This is a genomic window from Streptomyces sp. NPDC043812 (assembly GCF_056436245.1).
This window is the reverse complement of record NZ_JBWKCY010000002.1, coordinates 189,695-212,655: the sequence shown is the minus strand read 5'-3', so window position 1 is coordinate 212,655 and position 22,961 is coordinate 189,695. Positions and strand designations below refer to the sequence as shown.

The 22,961-nt window shown below is 71.2% G+C and carries 24 protein-coding genes and 1 pseudogene; 12 read left to right on the top strand and 13 right to left on the bottom strand.

Annotation, left to right across the window (positions count from 1 at the left end):
* The first annotated feature begins 52 nt into the window (after window positions 1–52).
* Genes AC067Z_RS03655 through AC067Z_RS03645 form a run of 3 tightly spaced genes read left to right on the top strand, consistent with a single transcriptional unit; the run spans window position 53 to window position 2,410 of the window.
* A complete protein-coding gene (locus AC067Z_RS03655; protein WP_478787778.1) occupies window positions 53–1,201 on the top strand; it encodes a lipid-transfer protein in 1,149 nt (382 codons plus the stop codon).
* Window position 1,202: 1 nt separating this feature from the next.
* On the top strand, window positions 1,203–1,637 hold the full coding sequence (locus tag AC067Z_RS03650; protein WP_478787777.1) for a Zn-ribbon domain-containing OB-fold protein: 435 nt from the start codon (window positions 1,203–1,205) through the stop codon (window positions 1,635–1,637).
* Window positions 1,634–2,410 (top strand): enoyl-CoA hydratase/isomerase family protein, encoded by a 777-nt coding sequence (locus AC067Z_RS03645; RefSeq protein ID WP_478787776.1) that lies wholly within the window; start codon window positions 1,634–1,636, stop codon window positions 2,408–2,410. Before AC067Z_RS03650 ends, AC067Z_RS03645 begins: the two co-directional genes overlap by 4 nt.
* 13 nt (window positions 2,411–2,423) lie before the next feature.
* On the opposite strand, the gene AC067Z_RS03640 is transcribed toward AC067Z_RS03645, so the two are convergent.
* The 5 genes and pseudogenes from AC067Z_RS03640 to kbpA form a co-directional block, all read right to left on the bottom strand.
* The gene (locus AC067Z_RS03640) at window positions 2,424–2,918 is read right to left on the bottom strand and encodes a hypothetical protein (protein ID WP_478787775.1); all 495 of its coding nucleotides are present in this window, start codon (window positions 2,916–2,918) and stop codon (window positions 2,424–2,426) included.
* A 73-nt stretch (window positions 2,919–2,991) separates the two neighbouring features.
* A complete protein-coding gene (locus tag AC067Z_RS03635) occupies window positions 2,992–3,651 on the bottom strand; it encodes a hypothetical protein (protein WP_478787774.1) in 660 nt (219 codons plus the stop codon).
* A 153-nt stretch (window positions 3,652–3,804) separates the two neighbouring features.
* A complete protein-coding gene (gene afsK / locus AC067Z_RS03630) occupies window positions 3,805–6,162 on the bottom strand; it encodes a protein serine/threonine kinase AfsK (protein WP_478787773.1) in 2,358 nt (785 codons plus the stop codon).
* A gap of 219 nt (window positions 6,163–6,381) precedes the next feature.
* Window positions 6,382–6,693, bottom strand: a complete 312-nt coding sequence (locus AC067Z_RS03625) for a hypothetical protein (RefSeq protein WP_478787772.1) — start codon at window positions 6,691–6,693, stop codon at window positions 6,382–6,384.
* 324 nt (window positions 6,694–7,017) lie between these two features.
* Window positions 7,018–7,818, bottom strand: a pseudogene (kbpA, locus tag AC067Z_RS03620) (AfsK-binding protein KbpA); the annotation flags it as partial.
* Between the two features lie 257 nt (window positions 7,819–8,075).
* On the opposite strand from kbpA, the gene AC067Z_RS03615 reads away from it, so the two are divergent.
* On the top strand, window positions 8,076–8,723 hold the full coding sequence (locus AC067Z_RS03615) for a TetR family transcriptional regulator (protein ID WP_478787771.1): 648 nt from the start codon (window positions 8,076–8,078) through the stop codon (window positions 8,721–8,723).
* 181 nt (window positions 8,724–8,904) lie between these two features.
* On the opposite strand, the gene AC067Z_RS03610 is transcribed toward AC067Z_RS03615, so the two are convergent.
* The 3 genes from AC067Z_RS03610 to AC067Z_RS03600 all read right to left on the bottom strand — a co-directional run bounded on the left by AC067Z_RS03610 (window position 8,905) and on the right by AC067Z_RS03600 (window position 11,098).
* Complete coding sequence (locus AC067Z_RS03610; RefSeq protein ID WP_478787770.1) at window positions 8,905–9,378, bottom strand: nitroreductase family deazaflavin-dependent oxidoreductase; 474 nt, start codon at window positions 9,376–9,378, stop codon at window positions 8,905–8,907.
* Complete coding sequence (locus AC067Z_RS03605; protein ID WP_478787769.1) at window positions 9,375–10,601, bottom strand: acyl-CoA dehydrogenase family protein; 1,227 nt, start codon at window positions 10,599–10,601, stop codon at window positions 9,375–9,377. The genes AC067Z_RS03610 and AC067Z_RS03605 overlap by 4 nt, the downstream gene beginning before the upstream one ends.
* A 125-nt stretch (window positions 10,602–10,726) precedes the next feature.
* The gene (locus tag AC067Z_RS03600; protein ID WP_478787768.1) at window positions 10,727–11,098 is read right to left on the bottom strand and encodes an iron chaperone; all 372 of its coding nucleotides are present in this window, start codon (window positions 11,096–11,098) and stop codon (window positions 10,727–10,729) included.
* 33 nt (window positions 11,099–11,131) lie between these two features.
* On the opposite strand from AC067Z_RS03600, the gene AC067Z_RS03595 reads away from it, so the two are divergent.
* Complete coding sequence (locus AC067Z_RS03595; protein WP_478787767.1) at window positions 11,132–12,325, top strand: thiolase C-terminal domain-containing protein; 1,194 nt, start codon at window positions 11,132–11,134, stop codon at window positions 12,323–12,325.
* A 92-nt stretch (window positions 12,326–12,417) separates the two neighbouring features.
* Here the strand turns inward: AC067Z_RS03595 and AC067Z_RS03590 are convergent, their stop codons facing one another.
* Window positions 12,418–13,005: a TetR/AcrR family transcriptional regulator gene (locus AC067Z_RS03590; protein ID WP_478787766.1), complete on the bottom strand. Its 588-nt coding sequence runs from the start codon at window positions 13,003–13,005 to the stop codon at window positions 12,418–12,420.
* A 71-nt stretch (window positions 13,006–13,076) separates the two neighbouring features.
* Here AC067Z_RS03590 and AC067Z_RS03585 point away from each other — a divergent pair, with 71 nt between their 5' ends.
* Window positions 13,077–13,760, top strand: coding sequence for a pyridoxine/pyridoxamine 5'-phosphate oxidase (locus tag AC067Z_RS03585; RefSeq protein WP_478787765.1), 684 nt, complete (start codon window positions 13,077–13,079; stop codon window positions 13,758–13,760).
* A gap of 85 nt (window positions 13,761–13,845) precedes the next feature.
* Here AC067Z_RS03585 and AC067Z_RS03580 read toward each other — a convergent pair whose 3' ends face one another.
* Both AC067Z_RS03580 and AC067Z_RS03575 read right to left on the bottom strand, forming a co-directional pair.
* The gene (locus tag AC067Z_RS03580; RefSeq protein ID WP_478787764.1) at window positions 13,846–14,274 is read right to left on the bottom strand and encodes a Zn-ribbon domain-containing OB-fold protein; all 429 of its coding nucleotides are present in this window, start codon (window positions 14,272–14,274) and stop codon (window positions 13,846–13,848) included.
* On the bottom strand, window positions 14,238–14,690 hold the full coding sequence (locus AC067Z_RS03575; protein ID WP_478787763.1) for a DoxX family protein: 453 nt from the start codon (window positions 14,688–14,690) through the stop codon (window positions 14,238–14,240). The genes AC067Z_RS03580 and AC067Z_RS03575 overlap by 37 nt, the downstream gene beginning before the upstream one ends.
* 155 nt (window positions 14,691–14,845) lie before the next feature.
* Here AC067Z_RS03575 and AC067Z_RS03570 point away from each other — a divergent pair, with 155 nt between their 5' ends.
* The 6 genes from AC067Z_RS03570 to AC067Z_RS03545 all read left to right on the top strand — a co-directional run bounded on the left by AC067Z_RS03570 (window position 14,846) and on the right by AC067Z_RS03545 (window position 20,604).
* A complete protein-coding gene (locus AC067Z_RS03570) occupies window positions 14,846–16,009 on the top strand; it encodes a flavin-containing monooxygenase (protein ID WP_478787762.1) in 1,164 nt (387 codons plus the stop codon).
* A 375-nt stretch (window positions 16,010–16,384) separates the two neighbouring features.
* Entirely contained in the window at window positions 16,385–17,200 is an 816-nt protein-coding gene (locus AC067Z_RS03565; protein WP_478788050.1) for an ABC transporter ATP-binding protein, read from the top strand.
* Window positions 17,201–17,247: 47 nt separating this feature from the next.
* Complete coding sequence (locus tag AC067Z_RS03560) at window positions 17,248–18,045, top strand: ABC transporter permease (RefSeq protein WP_478787761.1); 798 nt, start codon at window positions 17,248–17,250, stop codon at window positions 18,043–18,045.
* Between the two features lie 12 nt (window positions 18,046–18,057).
* The gene (locus tag AC067Z_RS03555; protein ID WP_478787760.1) at window positions 18,058–19,038 is read left to right on the top strand and encodes an LLM class flavin-dependent oxidoreductase; all 981 of its coding nucleotides are present in this window, start codon (window positions 18,058–18,060) and stop codon (window positions 19,036–19,038) included.
* The gene (locus tag AC067Z_RS03550) at window positions 19,031–19,663 is read left to right on the top strand and encodes a flavoprotein (protein WP_478787759.1); all 633 of its coding nucleotides are present in this window, start codon (window positions 19,031–19,033) and stop codon (window positions 19,661–19,663) included. The genes AC067Z_RS03555 and AC067Z_RS03550 overlap by 8 nt, the downstream gene beginning before the upstream one ends.
* Before the next feature lie 20 nt (window positions 19,664–19,683).
* Window positions 19,684–20,604, top strand: a complete 921-nt coding sequence (locus AC067Z_RS03545) for a hypothetical protein (RefSeq protein WP_478787758.1) — start codon at window positions 19,684–19,686, stop codon at window positions 20,602–20,604.
* Window positions 20,605–20,725: 121 nt separating this feature from the next.
* Here the strand turns inward: AC067Z_RS03545 and AC067Z_RS03540 are convergent, their stop codons facing one another.
* Together AC067Z_RS03540 and AC067Z_RS03535 are read right to left on the bottom strand one after the other, a co-directional pair.
* Complete coding sequence (locus AC067Z_RS03540) at window positions 20,726–21,109, bottom strand: transposase (protein WP_478787757.1); 384 nt, start codon at window positions 21,107–21,109, stop codon at window positions 20,726–20,728.
* Window positions 21,110–21,539: 430 nt separating this feature from the next.
* Window positions 21,540–22,961: a M16 family metallopeptidase gene (locus AC067Z_RS03535; RefSeq protein ID WP_478787756.1), complete on the bottom strand. Its 1,422-nt coding sequence runs from the start codon at window positions 22,959–22,961 to the stop codon at window positions 21,540–21,542.

Genomic DNA, 22,961 nt, shown 5'->3' with positions numbered 1-22,961 from the left:
GCCTCCCTCACAGTAGCTGACGGTACGTCAGATTAGCTGTACCCTCCCTCACATGGCGACCCTCAAGGACCGAGCAGCAATAGTCGGGATCGGACAGACCGCCTTCGCGAAGCATCTCCCGGAGTCCGAGAAGACCCTGGCCTGCCGGGCGGTACTCGCCGCACTGGACGACGCCGGCATCGCCCCCGCCGAGGTCGACGCCTTCGCCTCCTACACGATGGAGGAGACCGACGAGGTCGAGATCGCCAAGGCTGTCGGCGCGGGCGACATCACCTTCTTCTCCAAGGTGGGCTACGGCGGCGGCGGCTCCTGCGCCACCCTGGCCCATCTCGCCGCCGCCATCGCCACCGGCCAGGCGAACGTCGGCGTCGCCTGGCGCTCGCGCAAACGGGGCTCGGGGCGGCGGCCCTGGACGAACACGGCCGTCCAGCTGCCCACCCCTGCCCAGTGGACCCGCCCCTTCGGGCTGCTGCGGCCCTCCGACGAGATCGGCATGCTCGCCCGCCGCTACATGCACGAGTACGGCGCCACCCGCGACCACCTGTTCAACGTCGCCCTCGCCTGCCGCAACCGGGCCAACCAGAACCCGGCCGCGATGATGTACGAACGGCCGCTGACCCGCGAGATGTACATGACGTCCCGCTGGATCAGCGAGCCCCTGTGCCTCTTCGACAACTGCCTGGAGACGGACGGCGCCCTCGCGTGCGTCCTGGTCGGCGCCGAACGCGCCCGCGACTGCCGGCAGCGCCCCGTCTACCTCCACTCGGCGGCCCAGGGCCTGCCCGCCCAGCACCACGGCATGGTCAACTACTGGAACGACGACCCGCTCACCGGCCCCGCCTGGACGGCGGCCCGACAGCTGTGGAAGCAGGCGGACTTCGGCCCGGACGACGTCGACGTGGCTCAGATCTACGACGCCTTCACGCCCCTGATCCCGCTGTCCCTGGAGGGCTACGGCTTCTGCGGGCGCGGCGAAGGCGCGGCGTTCACCGAGGGCGGTTCACTGGAGATCGGCGGCCGGCTGCCGCTCAACACCGGGGGCGGCGGGCTGAGCGAGGCGTACGTGCACGGTTTCAACCTGATCACCGAGGGCGTCAAGCAGCTGCGGGGCACATCGACGGCCCAGGTGCCGGGGGCGGGGACCTGTCTGGTGACGGCGGGCGAGGGCGTACCGACGTCGGCCCTTCTGCTGAGGAGTTGAGATGCTGCAACCGGTGATCGACGACGACGGCGCGCCCTTCTGGGAGTACGCCTCGCGCGGTGAACTCCGCATCCAGGCCTGCGCCGGTGCCGCCTGCGGAGAGCTGCGTTTCCCGCCCCGTCCGTGCTGCCCGCACTGCGGATCCTTCGACAGCGAGTGGCGCGCGATGTCCGGGCGGGGCCGCATCTGGTCGTTCGTGCTCCCCCATCCGCCGCTGCTGCCCGGTTACGCGGAGCAGGCCCCGTACAACGCGGTCGTCGTCGAACTCCTCGACGCCCCCCGGATCCGCCTCGTCGGCAATGTCGTCACCTCGCCCGACGCGCCGCTGAACTCGCTCGACCCGGCACGGCTGCGCATCGGCGCCGGAGTGCGCGTCGCGTTCAGCGACTTCGGCGGGGGGATCACCGTGCCGCGCTGGCTGCTGGAACGCGCATGAGCATCCGGGTCGAGACCGACAAGGACACCGGCGTCGCGCTCGTCACCCTCGACCGGCCGGCGAAGCACAACGCCGTCGATCTGGCGATGGCCGGCGAACTGGCCGCTGTCTGGCAGCAGTTACGGCACGACGACGCGGTACGCGCGGCGGTCGTCACGGGCGCCGGCACCGCCGCGTTCTGCACGGGCATCGACCGCTCGGCCGACGTGCCCCAGCCCTCGTCCCCGTACTCGGTGGACGATCCGCTGCTCCGCATCGGGCCGAAGGCGAACGACCTGTGGAAGCCGGTGATCGCGGCGGTGGAGGGGATGGCCTGCGGCGGGGCGTTCTATCTGCTCGGGGAGAGCGAGTTCGTCATCGCCTCGCGGGAGGCGACATTCTTCGATCCGCACACGACGTACGGCATGGTCAGCGCCTACGAATCGGTCCACATGGCCCTGCGGATGCCGCCCGGCGAGGTGGCGAGGACGGCGCTGATGGGGACCGCGGAGCGGCTGTCCGCACGCCGGGCGTACGAGACGGGCCTGGTCTCGGAGCTCACCGAACCGGGCGGCGCGGCAGCCGCGGCGCTGCATGCGGCCGCGGTGATCGCCTCCCACCCGACGGAGGCCGTCCAGGGGACGGTGCGCGCGGTGTGGTCGGCCACGGAGGGTGCGCGTGCCCGGGGGCTGGCGCTTGCCCCGCACCTGGTGGTGCTCGGGAACCTGCCGCCGGAGCGGCAGGCCGAGCTGTTCGCACAGGGGCGGGGCAGAGGTTCGTACCAGGTGCGTTAGCGAGTCCGGCGACTCAGCTGCGGCCGGCGCGGGACACCTCGCACTTGGTGTACTCCGAGCCGTCGCCGGAACCGGTGTACGGGGTGGTGGCGACCGTGGTCTGGGAGGCACCCGCGGCGACGGCGAGGTCGGTCACCTGGGCGGTGGCGGGGACGGCCGTGCCACCGGTGCCGCCGGTGAACCTCATCGTGACGTCGTAGTCGTAGTCCAGCGAGTCGCTGTTGGTGACGGTGATCTTCGCGGTGAGATTCTTGCCGGACGCGTCGAGCTTGCACTCGTCGATGGTCACGTCACGGGCGGCCTTGTCGGCGCTGGAGGAACCGCCGGGCAGGGACCCGCCGCTGCTGCTGGACGAGTCGTCGTCGCGGTGGCTGCTGCCGCCGGAGCTGGAACTGCTCGAGCTGCTGCTGTTGTTGTCGCAGCCACCACCGTTCGAGCCGCGGGCTCCGGTCAGGGCGACGAGCGCGATTCCGAAGACGGCAAGAGCGCGGACATGACGAATCTTCACGTTTCAACCCCCGTTGAAAGTGTGGATGGATGGGCCCGGTTGACGGGCGCACGTCACCCTAGCAGCGGTTGGCTCACCGCTCGTCCCGCTTCCCGGGCGCGGGAAGGGTGGGCGGCCCGTCGGGGCCGTATCCGTCGTCGTAACGTCCGTCGCCGGGTGGGGCGTTGCCGTGCGGGCCGGTGCCGTACGTGTCGTCGTAAGGGCTCAGGCGGTACGGACTGTCGCTGTACGGGACGGGACCGTTGGGATCGGGTCCGTACGGGCCCCAGTCGTCGGCGGCGGGCGGTGCCGGGGCTTCCTCCTCGTACCGGTCCTCGCGCCGGGGGCGGCCGCTCATGACGACGGCCGCGAGCAGCAGCAGGAACCCGCCTCCGGCGGCGAGCGCGACCCCGGTGCCGAGACCGTTGACGTCGCCGCCGACGGTGAGGCTGCCCGCGACCTGCGCCTGGCGCACCATCCACAGGACGGTGAAGCCGAGCACGATCAGCCCGGAGAGGGCGACGAGCAGCCGGGAGCGCAGCACGACCCCGAGGAGGGTGATGAGCGCGGCGAACGCGAACGGCAGCAGGAGGGAAGTGGCGAGGGCGGCGCCGGCCGATGTGATGCCGTTGAACAGGTCCTGCACGCGGTAGTCCTGTCCGTGACGGCCGTCGTACCAGTCACGGAAGGGGCTCCATACGGCGGCCGTCGCTCCGGCGAGAGCGAGGATCGAGCCGATGAGGTTGCGGACCATCGCAGGCGCCTCCTTCGGTGAGCCGCTCTCGCCCCCGACGCTACGCCGGGGGCGGGTGCGCCGCCAGTGGCGTCGGCACGGGGCCGGCTGCGCCCCGGCCCGGCCCTGCACCGCGCTTCGCGGGAGGGACCGGGGCGGAGTCCCGCGGACGGCTCAGGGGCGGCGGCCCGTGGCCGTGCCCTTGACCGCGTCCAGGGCGTAGACGCAGCGGTCCTTGCTGCACGCGTACACCACACCGTTCTGCGCCACCGGCGAGCCGGTGATCTCGCCGCCCGTCGCGAGCTTCCAGCGCAGCTGGCCGCCGCTCGCGTCGAGCGTGTAGAGCACATGGTCCGCGGACCCGAAGTGGACCCTGCCGTCGGCGACGACGGGGGTGCCGACGACCTCGCCGCCCGCCGCGAAACGCCACATCGGGGTGCCCGTGACGGCGTCGAGCGTGTAGAGAGCGCTGCCGCTGCCGACGTGGACGTTGCCCGCGGCGACGAGGACCGGCTCGATGGACTGGCGGGACTCGGTGGCGATGCGCCAGCGGTCCTTGCCGGTGGTGGCGTCGAGCGCGTACACCGTGCCGAGGTAGTCGGCGAGGTACACGCCGCCGCCGGTCACGGCGGGCCCGGGGGCGAACGTGGGCGGGGACAGGAAGACCGCGGGCGCCTCGAAGTGCCAGCGCACCAGCCCGGAGGCGATGTCGACGGCGAGGACGCGGGTGCCGGCGGAGACGTAGACGTACCCGTCGGGCGCGGGCTGTACGCGTACGGGCACGTTTCCGCAGGACGCGGCGTCGCCCACGGGGTACGACCAGCGTTCGTCACCCGTGCGGGCCTCCAGGGCCCGCAGCCGGGCGTCCTTCCACACGTAGACGGTGTCGCCGAAGATCGCGGGCCCGGCCTCGGCGGTCTCGAAGTCGGACTGCGCGCCGGTGATCTCCCACAGCTTCTCGCCGTTGGACGCCTCCCATGCCTGGACGCCGCCCCCGCGGGTGCCGGTGAGGAGGGTGCCGCGGTCGGCCTGGAGGGAGTAGATCCAGGCGTCGGTCTGCAGCCGCCAGCGCTCGGTGCCGTCCTTCGCGTCGAGCGCGAACAGCGTGGGCCCGTCGGAGGCGTGGATACGGCCCCCGGCAACGGCCATGGACCAGGCGACGTCACGGGTCTTGAACTGGCGGCGGCCGCTGCCCACGTCCAGCGCGTGGACCTCGAAAGACGTGACGTACAGCAGGTCGTCGGAGACGACGGGTGTGCCCCAGACGTCGTTCGACATGCGGAAACGCCATGGGCGCCAGTGCGCGGGCCCCGTCTCCTGCGCAGGCACGGGTGCGGGCACGGGGGGCGGCGCGGACGCGATGACGGGCTCGGCGAGCCCGCCGGGCGGGCGGATCCAGCCGGTGGCGGGGCCGGCGTCGGAGAGCGGCGCGCGCCCCGCGTCGGCGGCACGGGGGCCGGGACCGATGGGCACGGCGGCACCGGCCAGCCGTACGGGCCCGCCGCCGGAGTGCGCGGCGACCTGGCCGCCGCCGCGGGGGTCGCCGGCGCCGTGCCAGGACGGTTCCCGGTCGGGGGCCGGAGGCACGGGGGGCCTGGGGGGCGTCTGCGGAGCGGGCCGGTGGGCCGGCGCCGCGCGACCGCCACCGCGGCGGGTTTCGATCATGGCGGTGGCGAGGCCGGGCAGCCACGCGGAGGCGGTGCCGCTGTCGTCGTCGCCGGAGGAGAACAGGTGCGGCGCGAGCTGGGCCTGCAGGTCCTCGGGGGTGGGGCGCAGCCCCGCCTCCATCTGCATGCAGGAGTCGATGAGCGGCCGCAGCTCGTCGGGCAGGCCCTCCAGGTCCGGGCCTTCGCGCAGCAGCATGAAGACGGTCTCGACCGGGTTGGCGCCGTGGAAGGGCGCATGGCCGGTGGCCGCGAAGACGAGGGTGGAGCCGAGCGAGAACACATCGCTCGCACCGGTGACGCTGCGCGAGTCGCGGGCCTGCTCGGGCGACATGTAGGCCGGGGTGCCGACCGCGACGTTGGTCATGGTGAGCCGGGTGTTGGAGACACCCGACGCGATGCCGAAGTCGATGACCCGGGGGCCGTCCTCGACGACGAGGACGTTCGAGGGCTTGAGGTCGCGGTGGACCAGCCCGGCGCCGTGGATGGACTGGAGGGCCTCGGCGATGCCCGCGGCCAGCCAGCGCACGGCCTGCGCGGGCAGCGGCCCGCACTCGTTGACGATCTCCTCGAGGGAGGGCGCGGGCACGTAGGCCGTGGCCAGCCAGGGCACGGCCGCGCGCGGGTCGGCGTCGACCACGGCGGCGGTGTAGAAGCCGCTGACCGCGCGGGCCGCCTCCACCTCACGCGTGAACCGGACGCGGAACAGCTGGTCCTCGGCGAGCTCGGTACGCACGGTCTTGATCGCGACCCGGCGGCCGGACGCCGACCTGGCGAGATAGACCAGTCCCATGCCGCCGGCACCGAGCCGGCCCAGCACCTCGAACGGACCGATCCGTCTCGGGTCGTGCTGCGTCAGCTGCTCCATACTTGCGTGCCACCTCCCCGTACGGGCTCCGTCGAAAGGGAGCCCGTCACTTACAGCCCCGTGCAGGGTCTCACCATCGAGCCCTTCTGCGGTGAGCACCCTGATTCTTCCTGTCCGGGGCGGCGGTTGCGAACCCGGGGGCGGATCGGGGTGTCTCACCGCGTTTCGGGCACAGGTGCGGCCACGGGCGCGGGGTCCACCGGGGAGGTGGCGGGCAGGTCAGCGCGCCTCGAGGCGCCCGGTGGCGCGCAGCGGCCCGCCGCAGGAGACCGTGTCGCTGCCGTCCCCGGTGTGCCACGCCCCGTATTCGGTCTTGACGCGAACGGGCCACTTGGGGTTGCTCACGTCGTCGCAGTCGACGACGAGCCGCCACGTGTAGGAGGAGCCGCTGTAGCAGTTGGCGGAGGCGGCGTTCCCGCTGCCGGCGAGGTTGCAGGGGAGGCGCGCGGCGGATGCGGGGGTGGCGGCGAGCAGCCCGGTGGCGACGGCCGCCGTGGCGGCGAGCGCGAGGGCTGTCTTCGTGCGGAGCACGGGGGGTCCTTTCCCTGGGGGGTGGGGACACCACTATGGATCAGACATCACGCCAGGTCTAGACCATTGTTCGCATCAACTACGGTTGTTTCAGGCCGGGTTGGACGGCCGCCCGCCACCCTCCTCGGCGCCCCCTGGACCGGTGTCTTCCCCTTCGCCTTCGCCTTCGCCCTCACCTTCACCCTCACCCGCGCCCTCAACCTCGCCTTCGCCGTCACCTTCGGCGCCCCCTTCGGCACCCTCGGGTTCGTCGCCCTCACGCCCGGCGCCACCGGAATCGGCGTCACCGAAGGCGGTGCCACCGGGTTCACCCGCCGCGGCAGCCTCCGACGGCTCCGCCAGGACCGCGAAGGTGGCGCCCTGATCGTCGGTGAGAACGGCGATACGCCCGTACGGGATGTCGAACGGCTGCGTCCGCACCCTCCCGCCGAGCCGGACGACCGTCTGCGCCGCTGCGTCACAGTCCTCGACGCAGAAGTACACGAGGAAATGACCGGGCATCTCGGCGGGGAGGGAGTCGGTGATCACACTGCGCCCGCCGACGGCCGTACTCTCGCCCGGCTCCGTCCCGGCGGGCGACCACATGCGGAAATCCGCGGAGGTGATGCCGGTCAGGTCGGTGCCCTGAAAACCGAAGACGCTCTCGTAGAACGTGTCGACGCGTTCCTTGTCCCGCGTGTAGACCTCGGTCCAGCAGAACGAGCCGGGCTCGCCCTGCTTCTCGAAGCCCGCGCGCTCACCGGCCTGCCACAGGGCGAAGACCGCTCCGCCGGGGTCCGCCGCGACCGCCATGGTCCCCGCCGGCCCTGCGGGCAGCGGAGCCATGATCATCTGACCGCCGCCGTCGGTGATCCTGCGGGCGAGCGCGGCCGCGTCCGGGGTGGCGAGGTAGACGCCCCACACGGTGGGCATGCGGCCGTCCCGTTTGGGGGTGAGGGCGGCGACGAGCTTGTCGCCCCGGTAGGCGTCCGCGTAACGGCCGCGGGTGCTGCCGCCCGGGAGCCTGTCGCCGCCGCCGTCGACGAAGGTCCAGCCGAACAACGCACCGTAGAAGCGCTTGCCTGCTTCGACGTCGGGAAGTGATGCGTCCACCCAGCAGGGCGTGCCCTCTGCGAATGCGGCCATGGACGTGATTCCTTCCGTGTGGTGCCCGTCACACTCAAGCTAACGGCGCATCACGCGAGGCGCGCGGCCCATATTCGAACAAATGACCCATTGCGGGTGGTTTCCATCCCGTGGTGACGGTCGGCGAAGGGCTGTCGCGCAGAGTTGTCCACGAAAGTTGTCCACAGGCTGTTGATAACACTATTGGTCTCGCGCACCCCCACCCCATTTGCAGTCGGCCGAATCGCGCGCCGATCACCCCTCGGTAAGCTGACGGCATGACAGGACAAGTGCGCACTGTCGACGGCCGGGTGGCCGGACGACGCGGCCAGGCGACGCGGCAGAAGCTGCTCGACTGCCTCAGCGAGATGCTCAGCTCCTCGCCGTACCGGGACGTCAAGGTCATCGACGTGGCTCGGAAAGCGGGCACTTCGCCCGCGACGTTCTACCAGTACTTCCCGGACGTCGAGGGAGCCGTCCTCGAGATCGCGGAGGAAATGGCCAAGGAGGGCGCATCGTTGACCGATCTGGTCTCCGGCCGCTCCTGGGTCGGCAAGGCCGGCTGGCAGACGTCGGAGGAACTGGTCGAAGGATTCCTCGACTTCTGGCGCCGCAACGACGCCATCCTCCGCGTGATCGACCTCGGCGCCGCCGAGGGCGACAAACGCTTCTACAAGATCCGCATGAAGATCCTGAACTCCGTCACCAACTCCCTTACGGAATCGGTGCAGGAGCTCCAGTCCAAGGGCAAGGTCGACAAGGACGTGAGTCCGGCCGCGATGGCGGGCTCCCTGGTGGCGATGCTGGCCGCGGTCGCCTCGCACCAGAAGGGCTTCACCACCTGGGGCGTGAAGCAGGCCGAACTGAAGCCGAATCTCGCGCTGTTGGTGCATCTGGGCATCACCGGCAAGAAGCCGACGAGGTAGCGCCACGCACCACCCCCACGTCCTGTCACGCCGACGGCGGTCCCCCTCGAGGTGACCGCCGTCGTCGCGTTCGCGGGGGCGGAACACGAACCGGCACCCTCGATGCGCGAATCCACGTCCGGGCCGCTCCGGGCCCGTCGGCCCGTCCCCGGTCCCGTCCTCGTCCCCGTCCCCGTCCCCGTCAGCGGCGGGTGAGGCGGAAGACGCGGATCTCACGCGAGACGCGCGACTGGTACGTCGCGTACGGCGGCCAGAACCTCAGCGCCGTCCGCCAGGCCGTCTCCCTCTCCTCCGCCACGAGCAGCACCGCTCGGACCGGGATCGTGCTGCCACGCCGGCTGATCTCGGCCTCCGGACGGGCCAGCAGGTTGGACGTCCAGGCCGGATGCGCATCGCGGCCGAAGTTGGAGCCGATCAGCAGCCAGTCCCCCGAATCCTCCGGGAGGCAGGCGAGCGGCGTGGTGCGCACCAGCCCGCTTCTCGCGCCCCGGGTGGTGAGTACAGCGCCCGGCAGCATCCGCGCACTGAGCAGCACCTTTCCGCCGGTGAGCCGGTGGACGGCGCGGTCGAGGGGCGGGATCACGTACGGGGCCGTTCTCGCGAAGGCCCGTGTCGAGGAGGCCCGCTGCATGAGCCGGAGGCCGGTGCCGCTCATGCGGTCGCCGCCTCGGACGCGAGCGGCGCGGCCGTGGCCTGCGACGGACCGGCCGCGAAGAGTCCGCGGCGTTCGGCCGCCGCGTCGCGCAGCTGCCGGACCGGACCGAACAGCAGCTCGTCGGCCGCGGCCCGCACGGCGAACGCATGGGCCGGGTGCTCCCCGGGGAGGCCGATGCCGCCGTGCAGTCGCACGGCCTCCCCCGCGACCGCGCGCAGCACCTCCAGGCACTGGGCGAGGGCGAGCGGGCCGGCCGTCCGGTCCCGCGCCGCGCAGTGCGCCGCCCAATGGGCGGACTGCACCAGGGCATTGGCATCGGCCAGGGCGCGCCTCTCCGGAACGGCAGGGCCGGATGTCCCGCCCGTCGCGCGGCGGACCGACGACCCGAGATGCCCGGCGGCGATGTCGAGCGCCCCGGCGGCCGCGCCCGCCGCCTCGGCGGCGAGCAGTGCCGCTGCCTGCTCACCGACCGCCGCCAGTGCCTCCCGGACCATGTTTCCGTCATCGTCGCCCAGCAACTCGGCTTCTGTGTCGCGCAGTTGGATGCGCGTCTGCGGTCTGGTCGCATCGAGGACGGTCCGCCGGCTGCGGGAGAGGCCGACCGCGTCCGAGCGGGCCAGGAACAGCAGGGTGCGACTGTGCGGGAAGCCGCCGGTGTGCGCGGCGACGAGCAGCAGGTCCGCGCTCTGTCCGTCGAGGACCTGGCCGGCCTCCCCGTAGAGCTGCCAGCGGTCTGCGCCGGCGGGCCGGGCCTGGATGCCGCCGGCCCGGCCGCCCCCTGCCCACTCGCCGTGCGCGGGGCTCTCCCCGGTCAGGGCGAGCGCGGTGGCGAGCGCCCCGCCCGGCACGGCGAGGGCGCAGGTGAGGGAGCCGTCGGCGAGGGGCGGCAGGAGCCGTTCGCGCTGCGCGGGGGTGCCGAGTGCGCTGATCAGCGGTGCGGCAAGTCCTGCCGTGGCGAGCAGCGGGGAGGGCAGCAGGAGCCGGCCGGCCTCCTCGAAGACGAGGGCGAGATCGGCGAGCGAGGCATCCTCGGCGTCGCGTGACGCGGGCAGGACGAGGCGGGGCAGACCGATCCGGTCGGTCAGCTGCGTCCACAGCTCGCGGTCGTGGCCGGCGGCGGGGCGCCCGACGGCCCGGGTGACGTCGAGGCCGGGACGCTGGGCGAGCAGGTCGCGCAGTGTGCGGCGGATCTCGTCCTGCCGGGGGGTGAGAACGGTGTCCATCCGGCGGGCTCCTTCCCAGAGGCGTTTCCAGAGATTTCCCGAGGCTTTCCGGAGGACCGGATCTGACGGGGCGTCATGCTAGGTCGGGCGGCGCCAGATGCACAGAGGCGGGAAGGGTGCGAGGTTCAGCAGATCGCGCCCGGCGCGGAGGCGGTGGCCCGCACCAGGTCCCGTACGAGATCGAAGTCGATCAGCTCCATCCGACGGAAGCGGAGACAGCCCTTGCCCATGTCCTGCCCGGCCAGCCGCTCTGCGAAGGCGTCGCGCACGTCGGAGCGCATCAGGTAGAAGGACAGGTACTGCTTCTGACTGGCGAACGCGATCTCCGGGTCGCTGCCGGGCCGGCGGTAGACGGGCATGCCGTACGCCATGCTCTCCTCGTACCCGACCAGCTCCGTGCAGCACAGCTCCCGGATCCGCACGAGCGCGGTCAGCCGGTCGGGGTCCGCGACCTCCTCCAGGTATCCGTCGACGTCCGCCGCACTGCTCGACACCATGTCCGCCAACCTTTCTGATGTACCGTCAGATTCATGCCTTCCACTCCGAGCAAGGTACGCACGCGCATACCGCGCAAGGTCGCCGTCGTCGGCGCATCCCTCTCGGACTGCGGTCGCGTCGACGGCCCCACTCCTTACACCCTGCACGCCCAGGCCGCCCGCCGCGCGCTGGCCGATTCGGGGCTCGACCGCTCCGTCGTCGACGGCTTCGGCTCCGCCGGCCTCGGCACACTCGCCCCCGTCGAGATCGCCGAGTACCTGGGCCTGCGCCCCACCTGGGTGGACTCGACGGCCGTCGGCGGCGCCACCTGGGAGGTCATGGCCGCGCACGCGGCCGACGCGATCGCCGCCGGGCACGCGAACGCCGTCCTCCTCGTCTACGGCTCCACCGCCCGCGCCGACATCCGGGCGGGGCGCCGCACCGGCAATCTCTCCTTCGGGGCCCGGGGCCCGCTGCAGTTCGAGGTGCCGTACGGGCACACGCTCGTCGCCAAGTACGCCATGGCCGCGCGCCGCCACATGCACCAGTACGGCACCACGCCGGCGCAGCTGGCCGAGGTCGCCGTCCAGGCGCGGGCGAACGCGGCCGCCAATCCGGACGCGATGTTCCGTGACCCGATCACCGTGGACGACGTCCTCGACGGGCCGCTGATCGCCGACCCGTTCACCAAGCTGCACTGCTGCATCCGCAGCGACGGCGGCTGCGCGGTGCTGCTGGCCGCCGAGGAGTACGTACCGGACACGGCGAAGGCACCGGTGTGGATCCTCGGCACGGGGGAGCATGTCTCGCACACCACCATGTCGGAGTGGGACGACTTCACCGTCTCCCCGGCGGCGGTCAGCGGACGGCTCGCCTTCGAGCGGGCGGGGGTACGGCCGGACGAGATCGACATCGCCGAGATCTACGACGCCTTCACCTACATGACACTGGTGACGCTGGAGGATCTGGGCTTCTGCGCCAAGGGCGAGGGCGGGGCGTTCGTGGAGAAGGGGCGGCTGCTGCGGAACGGCGAGCTGCCCGTGAACACCGACGGCGGCGGGCTCTCCGCCTGCCACCCCGGGATGCGCGGACTGTTCCTGCTGGTGGAAGCCGTGCGTCAGCTGCGGGGCGAGGCGGGCGGCCACCAGGTGCACCGACCGGACGGCAGCCCGCCGCGGCTGGCGGTGGCGTCGGGGACGGGGGGATGGTTCTGCTCGTCGGGCACGGTGGTGCTGGGGCGGGACTGAGCGCCGGACAGGCCCCGGGCAGGCCCTGGGGTCTTTCGTGGATCAGGCCGGATCAGTGGCACGCGAGCCCGGCAAGATCCGAACGAGACCCCCTAGTTCTGATCGGCGTCGTCCGGGAGCAGTCGGTGGACCAGATCCTCGATCAGGTCGCCCGCCTCCTTGTCCGGGAAGACGTCCGGGAGAGTCAGGCGCTCGACCACCAGCCAGTTCGCCGCGAGATAGATCATTTTGACCGCTGCCTCGTCGCCGGGAAGACCGGCCGCGAGGTGGGCGGTGACGTTGTTCTCGACGTCCTCCGCGACACGGGCGGTCAGGACCGCGCGCAGTTCGGGGCGGCGGGTCGCCTCCAGTCGCAGCTCGAGCAGGGCGAGGTAGCCCGTACGGAAGGAGGTGACCCGCTCCACCACCTCGCGCACCAGCTGCGCGGTTCTGGCACGGGTCGACGGGCCCGTGACCATGGCCTCCATCGTGGCGTCGTCGGGGCGCATCCGTTCGTAGATACGGGATCCGGCCTGGTTGAGCAGTTCGTCGCGGTTGGCGAAGTAGTTGGACGCGGTGCCCTTGGGCACCTCGGCCTGCGCGTCGACGGCCCGGAACGTCAGACCGCGCGCGCCCTCACGGGCGAGCACCTCGATGGCGGCGTCGACGAGCGCCGCGCGCCTGGCCGGGTTCTGCCTCATGCCTGCTCCTCGTCACCACGGAAAACCACTCCAAGTGTAGTGGCGTAGGGCCAGGGTTGTTGAATGGCCACATGAGCGAGGACCAGAGCAGCCGACAGGAGACGTTCCGGGCGCTCCTGCACCAACAGCGGGTGTGGGACGTGCCGTCCCTCCCCGGCTTCGACACGGACACGGCGCCGGACGAGCCGCTGCCGCTGTTCCACCGGTGGTTCGCCGATGCCGTGGCCGCGGGGCAGACCGAACCCCACACCATGACCCTGGCGACCGTGGACGGGGACGGCCGCCCCGACCTGCGGACCCTCATGCTGCACGACGCCGACGCACACGGCTGGCATTTCGCCTCGCACGCGACCAGCGCGAAGGGCCGGCAGCTGGCGGCCCGCCCGGAGGCCGCGCTCGGCTTCTACTGGGCCGTCCAGGGGCGCCAGATCAGGGTGCGCGGTCCGGTGACCGCGGCCGGCGCGACGGACAGCCAGGCCGATCTGCACGCCCGCTCGACGGGCGCGCTGGCCGCGGCGCTGACCGGGCGGCAGAGCGAAGTCCTCGGGTCGGCGGCCGAGTTGGCTCAGGCGTCGGGCGCCGCCTGGGAGCGGGCGCAGGCGGAACCGGACGCGCCGGTGCCGACCTGGACGCGCTACGTCGTGGAGCCGCGGGAGGTGGAGTTCTTCCAGGGCGACGAGCGGCGCAGACATGTGCGACTGCGCTACCGGCGGCGTACGGACGGCGGGTGGGAGCGGGAGCTGCTGTGGCCTTAGGGCCTGTTCGACGGAGGTCGCGTACCGGATGTCCGGAGCCACCGGACTCCGGCTGCACCACCTCCGAAGCCGACCACCGCCGCCGTCAGGCCGGCCGGAAGACCGGGACCGCGACGCCGTCCTCCCCGGTGCGGAAGCTCACCGTCAAGGCCATCCCGACGGCGAGGTCCCCCTGCGCACACTCCACGACCTCGGTCATCATCCGCGGGCCTTCGTCCAGATCCACGACCGCGGCGGTGTAGGGAACGCGGCCGCCGAACGGCGGCAGGTCGTTGCGATGGACGACGGACCAGGTGTAGAGCGTGGCGCGCCCGCTCGCCCGCTCCCAGTCGACGTCCTCGCTCCAGCAGTACGGGCAGAACTCGCGCGGGTAGTGATGCGCCCGGCCGCAGGCCCTGCACCGGCGGACGAGCAGGGTGCCGTCGGCCGCCGCATCCCAGAAGGGGCGGGTGAAGTCGTCGATGTCGGGGGTCGCGGTCACAGGAACAGCCCGATCGCGCTGTCGAGGGACCACGTCTGCCAGGAAATGGCGAAGAGGGTGACGAGTGATATCAGGGCCATCATGGCGTTCTGCCCCTGTTCGGCCCAGTCGTGGATCATCAGCACCAGGTAGAGCAGATTGAGCACGAGGCCGCCGACGAGGGCGATCGGGGTCAGCAGGCCGGCGATCAGGCCGAGGCCGAGAGCGAGTTCGGCGTTGACGACGACGTACGCCATCAGCTTCGGGCGCGGGGCGACGACCTTCTCGAAGCCGGTGCGCACGGCGGGCCAGCGGTGCGCATCGGCGATCCCGGCCGCCCAGGCGATCCCGGTTCCGCGCTCGAACCAGCCCTTTCGGTCCTTGTGGCGCCAGCTCTCCAGCCACCACAGGCCGAGGCCGATGCGCAGGACGGCGACCCATTCGGCGCCGGTGAGCCAGACGGTCTGCATCGGGCAGCCACCCCCATCCTCGCTATCTGACGGTACGTCAGTTCAGCGGATGGAGACGGCGTGCGCAAGAGGTGCGCACGGCGTGATCGATTCGCAACCGAACCCGGTCTTGACTGAGACCCATCAAGAAAACGGAGGAAATACGCTCACCGTTCATGGTCGACCAAAAGGGCAGGATCAAGGGCATCGACCGCACGGACGACCGGCCCGTCTACGTCGTCGGCGGTGGGCCGGGCGGCCTCGCGGCCGCGGCGCTGCTGCGGGAGCGCGGTGTACGGGCAGTGGTGCTGGAGAAGTCCGGCGCCGTCGGGGCGTCCTGGCGCGGCCACTACGACCGCCTGCACCTGCACACCACCCGCTCCCTCTCCGGGCTGCCGGGGCTGGCGATGCCGCGTTCGTTCGGGCGCTGGGTCGCACGCGACGACGTGATCCGCTACCTGGAGAAGTACGCGGAGCACCACGAACTGGAGATCGTCACGGGGGTCGAGGTCTCCCGGATCGAGCGCGCCGGCACGGACTGGCTGCTGCGGGCAAGTGGAGGCCGTGAGCTGACCGGGCGCGCGGTGGTCGTGGCCACGGGCCACAACCACACGCCGTACGTGCCCGACTGGCCGGGCCGCGGCGAGTACGGGGACCCGCTGGTCCACGCCGCGCAGTATCGCAACGCCGCGCCCTACGCGGGCAAGGACGTGCTCGTCGTCGGCGCCGGCAACACGGGCGCGGAGATCGCGGTCGACCTGGTGGAGGGCGGGGCTGCACGTGTCCGCCTCGCGATCCGCACCGTCCCGCACATCGTGCGCCGCTCCACGGTGGGCTGGCCGGCCCAGCGCACGGGCATCCTCGTACGCCGGCTGCCGGTACGGCTGGTGGACCGTGCGGGCGACCTGCTGTGCCGCGTCGCGGTCCCGGACCTGACCGAACACGGCCTGCCGCGCCCCGACACGGGCCTGTACTCCCGGGTGCGCGAGGGTGCGATCCCGGTGCAGGACGCGGGCCTGATCGACGCGGTGCGCGGCGGGCGGGTCGAAGTGGTCGCGGCGGTCGAGTCGTTCGACGACCGCAAGGTGGTACTGGCGGACGGCACCCGGATCACCCCGGACGCGGTGATCGCGGCGACGGGCTACCGACGGGGCCTGGAGGGCCTGGTGGGCCACCTCGGCGTACTGGACGACCGGGGGCGGCCGCGGACGCGACGCGGGTGCGCGGCCGAGGACGCGGAGGGCCTGTACTTCACGGGCTACACGAACCCGATCAGCGGGATGCTGCGGGAGTTGGCGATCGACGCGGGGTGGATCGCGAGGACCGTGTCGAGGGGCTGAGCGGCGGCAACCCGAGTGGGCGGGAGCCATTTCGGGTTCGCGCGCGCGACGCCCCGGGCGCATCCGGCTCGCGTCGAACCCAGGCACTGCCTCGCCCCATGGCGTGCGGGTCGGGGCGGCCGTTCGACAAGTAAGCGACAGACTCGTTTATTTGGGCACACGGCTGCCCGGAGAACCGTTTGACCAGGTCAGAGCCGTGAATCACGCCGCGGGAAACGCAGCCGGCAACTGGGCCAACCTCCTCTGCGGGCACGCGCGGAGATCGTCCGAACATTAGTGTCCAGCAGTATGGTCATTCCCCCCGCAGCAGCGCCGCTGGTAGCGGCGCCGTCCTCCGGCACAGCTCCTCCCGCGATCAGCATCCGCAACGTGCGCATGCGCTACGGGTCACGCGACGTACTCCACGGAGTGGACCTCGACGTACAGCGCGGTGAGGTGCTCGCACTGCTCGGCCCGAACGGGGCGGGAAAGAGCACCACGATCGAGATCCTCGAAGGGTTCCGTCGCCGTTCGAGCGGCGACGTCAGCGTGCTGGGGACCGATCCCGAGGACGCCGGAGACGCGTGGCGGGCCCGGGTGGGCATCGTCATGCAGTCCTGGCGCGACCATGCCCGGTGGCAGGTCCAGGAACTGGTCGAGCACTTCGCGCTTTACTACCCCGACCCCCGCGACCCGCAGGAGCTGCTGGACACCGTCGGGCTGACCGAGCAGGCCGGCCAGGAGTGCCAGAAGCTGTCGGGCGGCCAGCGGCGGCGCCTGGATGTCGCGTTGGGCATCATCGGCCGGCCCGAGCTGCTCTTCCTCGACGAACCGACCACCGGATTCGACCCGGAGGCTCGGCGCGACTTCCACACACTGGTCGAACGGCTCAGCGCGGTGGAAGGCATGACCGTCCTGCTCACCACCCACGATCTCGCCGAGGCGGAACGGCTGGCCGATCGCATCGCGGTGCTGGTCGCGGGCCGTCTCATCGCCTCGGGGTCCATCGACGAACTGGCGGCCCAGATCCAGGCGGACGCGGAGGTCCGCTGGTCGGAGGCCGGAGAGCGGCGCCATCAGCAGACCAAGGACCCGTCCCGTCTGGTGTGGGACCTCCACACCCGGTTCGGCGGACCCGTCCCCGACCTGGAGGTGCGCCGGCCCACGCTGGAAGACACCTATCTGGGCATGCTCCACCAGGAGGAAGCGTGATCAGCCGACAGGCCCTCGTCGTTGGGCTGCACCGGGGAAAAACCGAAATGCGGCAGACCGTCCGCACCCCGCGTGAGTATCTGGGGCATCTGGGCAACCCGGCCATGTTCCTCTTCACCGCGTCCTTGCAAACAGGGAACATCCCGGGCAGCTCGGTGGCCTCGTCCCAGTTGGTGATCGCCGGCGGTGTCGCGTCGCTGCTCCTCCTGGTCGCGATGGTCTGGCTGCCGCAGCAGTTGGCCACGGACCGCGAGGACGGCACGCTGCTGCGCCTGAGGGGCACACCCGGCGGAATGTTCGCCTACCTCGTGGGCAAGACTCTGATGGTCATCACGATCGCGGTCCTCAGCGCCGTGGTCCTCCTCGTCGGCGGCGCGGCCATCACCGATTCCGGGTTCCCGCAGAGTCTCGGCCAGTGGTGCACGCTCCTCTGGGTCATCACCCTGGGTCTGGTCGCCCTCGCCCTGATCGGCGCGGCAGTCGGCGCCGTTCTGCCCAATCCGCGCCAGGCACTGGCCTGGGTCATGATCCCCATGATCGGACTGCTGTTCATCTCGGGAATCTTCTTCCCGGTCACGAGCATGCCGCAGTGGCTCCAGATCGTCGCCCAGGTCTTCCCGCTCAAGTGGATCGCACAGGGCGTTCGCTCGGCGATGCTTCCGGACAGCGCGGTCGTCGCCGAAACCGGTCAGGCGTGGCAGCACTTGGAGACCTTCGGTGTTCTCGGCGGCTGGATCCTGCTGGGCCTGCTGCTCGCCCCCCGGCTCCTGCTCAACTCCGCACGCCGTGAATCCGGGAGCCGGTTGACGGCACGCCGCGAACTCGTCGGCCAACGCTCCTACTGAGGGATGAACACCATGGCCCCCCAGCACAAGACCAGCATCATGTACCCGATCCAGCCCACGAACACCGGGCAGATCCTTCCCGTCGCCCGGCTGCTGCAACGCCGCGGATCAGGAAGGCTGTGGCTCGGGCAGTCCCTGCGTCTGGACACGCACCAACTCTTCGCGACCCTGGCCGGCATGGGACTACGGATCCCCATGGGCAGCGGAGTGACCCTCGCGCCCCTGCGGCATCCCTATGACGCCGCCGTGCAGGCGCGCTCCGTCGCCGCGCTCACCGGAGCACCGTACGTGGCCGGTATCGGCCCGGCCGCCCCGGAGTTCCAGGAATCCCTGCTGCCGGCCCGCTACGCCAAGCCCCTCACGGCGATGCGGGAGTACATGACCTCCATGCGGGAGCTGCTCGACGGGAAAGTGGCGCGCCACGACGGCGAATACCACTCCATCGACGCGCAACTCATCTCCCTGGACGCCCCGCCGGTCGAACTCGGCCTCGGTGTGCTGCGCCCGCGGATGGCACGGATGGCGGGCGCGGTCGCCGATGTGGCCGTCACCTGGATGACGCCCGCCGACTACGTCGCCGACACGCTGGTACCCGCACTGGCCGAGGGAGCGGCGGACGCGGGCCGCAAGGCGCCACGTGTCGCGACCGTGGTCCATGTCGCCGTCGCCCGGCCCGGTCGTGACATCCGGCTGGCGGCCCGCCGGGGCGCGGGCGCGCATCTCAGCGCCGCCCACTACACCGACATGCTGCGCCGGGCGGGCGTGCAGGCGTACGCGGACGATCCGGACGCGGGGGCGGACGCCCTGGTGGACGCGGGTGTGTTCGTGTCCGGGACGCCCGACGAGATCGCGGCCGAACTCCACCGCTACCGGCTCAACGGCGTGGACGAGGTCGTGCTGAACCCGGCCGGTGTGATCCATACGGAAGGGCTGGGCGCCACCATGACCGATCTCCAGGAGATTCTCGCGGCCGAAGACCGGCTCCATGGCTGAAGCGACACAGGTGCCCACGGGGTCGGCACCGGCGTTCGGTGCGCGCAGGGTGCTCTTCGTCGGTACCGGCGCCATCGGGGTGATGTTCATGCCGATGTGGGTCAATTGGCTGCGGACCGCGTATCCCGATGTCGAGCTGCGGACGATGGTCACCCGGTCCGCGGAACGGTTCGTCACGCGCACCGCGCTGACGGCGTTCGCCGGCGACGAGGTACTGCGGGACGCGTGGCCGGACGAGCCCGAAGTGGGTGCTCGGCACGTCGAGCTCGCGCAGTGGCCGGACGCGATCGTGGTTCACCCGGCAACGTTCCACTTCGTCAGCCGCCTGGCGCTCGGCGTCGCGGACACGCCCCTCCTGCTCGCCCTGCAATGCACCCGGGCACCCATCGCCGTCGCCCCGGCGCTGCCACCCTCCGGAGTGGAATCGTTCGCGTACCGGCAACACGTCGCTGCGCTCGAACAGCGGCCCAATGTGACCGTGGTGCCCCCGCAGCCGGGCTTCAGCGTGACAACCGGGCGTATGGACGCCGCCGTCGCCACACCGCTGCCCGAGGTCGTACCCGCGCTCGAACGCCTCCGGGTGCGGCTGGCGGCCGGCGGCGCCGAGCGCCAGGGCACGCAGTGAAGGGCTTCACCGCGCCTCCGGTGGAGGAATTCGCGACCGGCTTCCTGCGGACAGCCGTCCACGCGGACGACCACGGCTATGTGTGGGTCCGTCGGCCGGGCGCCGACCGCCCTGCACCCCTGACCGCTCCCAGTGCCGCCGTCCGCTCCGCGATCCGCTCTCTGGAACCCGTGAGCCCGTTCCTGGCGCTTCCGGAGGTGGTCGCTGACGCCCTGCACTACCGGGTCCCCGGGCCGGTCGCGGTGGCGAAGCTCTGCGTGGGCAGCGATCCCCGCCTCACTCCGGAGCGCGTCACCGCGGCCATGGCCGGTACCGGCCATGGCCTGCGCCTGCTCCACACCGCCGATCCCTCCCTGGCGACGTCCGGGCCGCCGGGACCGGCCCGGCTGGCGGCATGGATGCGTCACGGCCGAGGACCGCGGGCCGCGACGGCCCTCCACACCGTGGTCCACCGACGGCTCGGCGCCGCCCGATGGCGCCACGTGGAGGGCTGGTGCGATTCGTTGGCCACCGATCTCGCGGACGGCGTCTTCCTGCACGGGGCGCCGAGCCTGGGATCGGTCATCGCGGGGAGCCGGCCGGGAAGCGGCTGCCTGCTCACCGGTGAGGACGTGGCACGCGGGCCCGCGGACTTCGATCTCGGCTGGCTGCTGGGGGAGTTCGCGGAATGGCGGATGACCCTCCTGCGCAGGACACCGGGCCTGATCATGGACCCGCAGGATTACCACGCCGCTCTCGGCGGGCTGTGCCGGGCGTACGGTGCGCCGGCCGACCGGGTGACGGCGGGGCGCGCGGCGGTGCTGCGGATCTTCACTCACGCGCACGACTTCGCCGCGTACATGGGATGGCACGCCGAACTGCTCGAGTACGCCTCGTCGATCGCGGAGTTGATCGACGAGGACGGTGCGCAGGCACTGCCCGGCCGGCTGTCGGTCCTGTAACCACCACGAGCACGACACCCCCTGGCGGCAGTCGCCGCCAGGGGGTGTCTGTGCAGACATCCGGATCAGCCGGACCTCAGCCGGACCTCAGCCGCGCCGGGCCGGGCCGAGGGCGTGTGCTTCATCTTCCAGCGCGTGTAGGTTCGCCGCGGGATTCCCAAGATCTCGCAGAACCTCGAGACATTGATCCTGGCGTCCTCTCTGATTGCCTCGAGTTCTGAAAAGGGACCGTGCGGTATTCGCCCGACTTTCTCCGTACTCTGAGTTGGACATACGCCTCACCCAGCGCCGTCTTCAGTTCCGTGATTTCGGAAAGAAGATCGCGTTCACGTTGGGCATTGCGCGAGGCCCCGCCTTCGAGGCTCGTACGTCCGCCGTCCAGGAATTGTCGTTTCCAATTACCCACGGACTGTTCGGACACACCGGCCCGGCGGGCGGATTCGGCGATCGTGTGTTCCCCCGAGAGAACCCCCAGGACGATCTTTAGTTTTTCGGCAGCTGGCATTACAGGAGGGCGTGACATCGCCTCTCGTCTCCATTTCATCACCCGCAGGAGCCCGCCGATCGGCAAGCAGCCCTGGCGTCAGATTTGCGGGGTGCCATGTGTGGAACGGAGGTCATCCCGCTCCACCGACGCATCCCCTCGTGAACTTCAACGATTGCGAGACCAGGTCCAGGCACTTCGCCTGAAGACGTGGCTCAAACAGTCGTGAATCTGTTCACAAGCAGCAGTCGAACCTCTTCTGATGATTTCACTGTTTCCCCGTTGGAAAGATTTGGTCGATCTTTCAAGTAAAACCCGTCGATCGCGCACAGAATGCGTACCGACACCAAGATCATATAGCTGGCACATTATGTGGGGCAACAAACTTGGGCCTTATTTGAGGTTGCCCAATACGGACTTTCCGAACCATGCGCCCGGGGTGGCGCAGCCATCAGCTCGATGCGGCGCTCGCCGTGACGCCGGCTTCGCCCGCCGCGCTCAACAGGGCGGCCAGCTTGCCCTCATCGCCGACAATGACCCCACTGAAAGCGCCGGGATCGAAGAACTCCCGTGCTGCGTCGGTCACTTGGTCCCGAGTGACGGTCCGCAGGAGCTCCGGGAACGTGGTCACCCGCTCCGGTTCATGTCCCAGAGTCACGGCCGTCATCACACTGGTGGCGAACCCCGCCTGGGACGACAGAGCGAGCATCGCCATACCGACGGTGTACTCACGGGCCGCGTCGATCTCCGCCTCGGACGGCGGGTCGCCGACCAGACGCCCCAGCTCGGCACGGATCTCGGCGTAGGCCTGCGCCGTCGCCTCCGTGGCGGTGTCCGCCTCGATGCCGACAACCAGCCTGTCCAGGTGGTCGTGGAAACCCGCATCCGCGCGGTAGGCCAGCCCCTTGGCCTCACGGAGGTTCATGACCAGTCGTGAGGAGAAGTAGCCACCGAATACCAGACTGGCCAGACTCAGGGCCGGAAAACGGTCATCGGTGCGTGCCACCACAGGACGGACGAGTCTGATCTGTGACTGGACCGCATCGGCCCGGGGCACGAGCGCAACCCGCCCGCTGGGCACGGGCGGGAGCGTCGCCGGTGCCGTGATCGTCCCGGCGCCGCCCCAATCCGCGGTCGCAGCGGTCACCAGGGCGACAGCCCGCTCCGGATCGAGGTCCCCCACCAGGACCAGCGCGGTGCCTCGCGGACGCACGAGGGCCCTGTGCAACTCCCGTACCGACTCCGCGGTGACGGCTTCCACCGGCGCAGGGAAGGGAACCTCCTGCAGACCGGGCATCTCTCCGTAGCAGTGCGCCAGGAGAGCCTCTTGCGCCATCACCTGCGGCTGCGCCCGGATCATGGAGATCTGCCGCACCATCCGGAGACGTACCTGGCGGATCTCCTCCTCGTCGGGGGACCCCTGTGTGAGCGGGTCTGCCAGGGCGCCCAGCAGCGTACCCAGTGCATGCCCGGGGGCCGACCCGGAGATGTGCAGCCACCGGGACGAGCGGCTGGCGGCCAGCGTGACACCTTGACGGGCCATCGCCGCGTCCATGCCCTCCCGGGACGGACGCCCTTCACGGAAGAGGGTGGTGGCCAGCACCTCGGCCGTGGCCGCGTGCGCGAACGTGGCACCGGCGAAGGGCACCGACATCCGCATCTCGACCATGGGGATGGACGGATGCCGGGCGGCGATCACCCGCAGCCCGTTGGGCAGGACCGTGTCGGCCATCGCCGGCGAGATGTGGCGCCGGCGGACATCGAGGGCCGGCAGCGGGCGAGGGCCGGCAGCGGTGCGGCCGATCTCCGCGGCGCTGCGATGGGTACGGGCAGGCTCCCCCGAGGGAGCACGGACCAAAGGCGTGTCGATCAC